Source organism: Flavobacterium enshiense (assembly GCF_040750275.1).
In the GTDB taxonomy this organism is placed as follows: Bacteria; Bacteroidota; Bacteroidia; order Flavobacteriales; family Flavobacteriaceae; genus Flavobacterium; species Flavobacterium enshiense_B.
In genome coordinates this window covers 1-1,209 of the sequence record NZ_JBDOCV010000009.1, presented here as the reverse complement: position 1 = coordinate 1,209, position 1,209 = coordinate 1, and the positions used below count along the sequence as shown (strand labels likewise).

The window sequence follows — 1,209 nt, the reverse complement described above, 5'->3', positions numbered from 1 at the left end:
CTACAAACTGTATTAGTGCGAGTGCTTCAGGAACAGTAACATTTAACGCGTTACCAACAGTAACGGTTAGTAATGCTGTTGTTTGTTCCGGACAGTCAGCTACAGTTACGGCCACACCGGGTGTTGCGGGTACTTATACTTATAACTGGACAGTACCAACAGGCGTAACCAATCCAGGTAGTGTGCCAACATTTACCACAACAGTAGCGGGTAATTACAGTGTGGTGATTACCGATTCAGCAACGAACTGCGTTAGCGCAAGTGCATCAGGAACAGTAACTCATAATCCGCTTCCTACGGTTACGGTAAGTAATGCTTCGATTTGTTCGGGTGCTTCGGCTACGGTAACGGCTACTCCGGGTACTGCAGGAACCTATACTTATAACTGGACAGTGCCAACAGGTGTAACCAATCCGGGTAGTGTGCCAAGTTTTAGCACTACAGTTGCGGGAACATATAGTGTAGTGATTACCAATACCTCTACGAATTGCGTAAGTGCAAGTGCTTCCGGAACGATAACAAATAATCCATTACCAACAGTAACGGTGAATAGTCCTTCTGTATGTGCCGGAAATGCTGCCACAGTTACAGCAACACCAGGTACAGCAGATACCTATAACTATGCATGGACTGTACCTACAGGAGCAACCAANNGTGATTACCAATACAGCTACAAACTGTGTTAGTGCAAGTGCTTCCGGAACGGTAACGGTTAACCCGAATCCGACAGTTACGGTAAACAGCCCTACGGTTTGTACGGGTGCTACTGCAACGGTAACGGCTACACCGGGTGTTGCAGGAGCCTATACGTATAACTGGACAGTGCCAACAGGCGTAACCAACCCGGGTAGCGTGGCAAGTTTCACGACTACAGTTACCGGAACGTATAGTGTAGTGATTTCAAACGGAACTTGTTCCAGTACAAGTGCTTCGGGAACTGTTTCTAATTATGCTGTTCCTACCATTAGCGGTACGACGACTTTATGTCAGAGCAGTACAACTCAGTTATCAGGTTCAGGAACACCGGCTGCGGTAAATCCGTGGATGTCTTCCGATGCAACAATAGCAACAGTATCCAATACCGGTTTGGTAAGTGGAATTGCTGGAGGTACAGTTACAATTACCTATACTACAGTTAACGGATGTACAACTACAATTCCAGTTACGGTAAACCCAACAATTACCCCGACATTTAATTTTGCTACGGTT

1 protein-coding gene is annotated in these 1,209 nt (G+C 46.1%); it reads left to right on the top strand.

Annotated elements, in window-relative coordinates; genetic code table 11:
* Nucleotides 1–654 precede the first annotated feature (654 nt).
* Nucleotides 655–1,209: Ig-like domain-containing protein (locus tag ABGT15_RS12915; RefSeq protein WP_367231867.1), on the top strand; the 555-nt coding region annotated here is incomplete at its 3' end.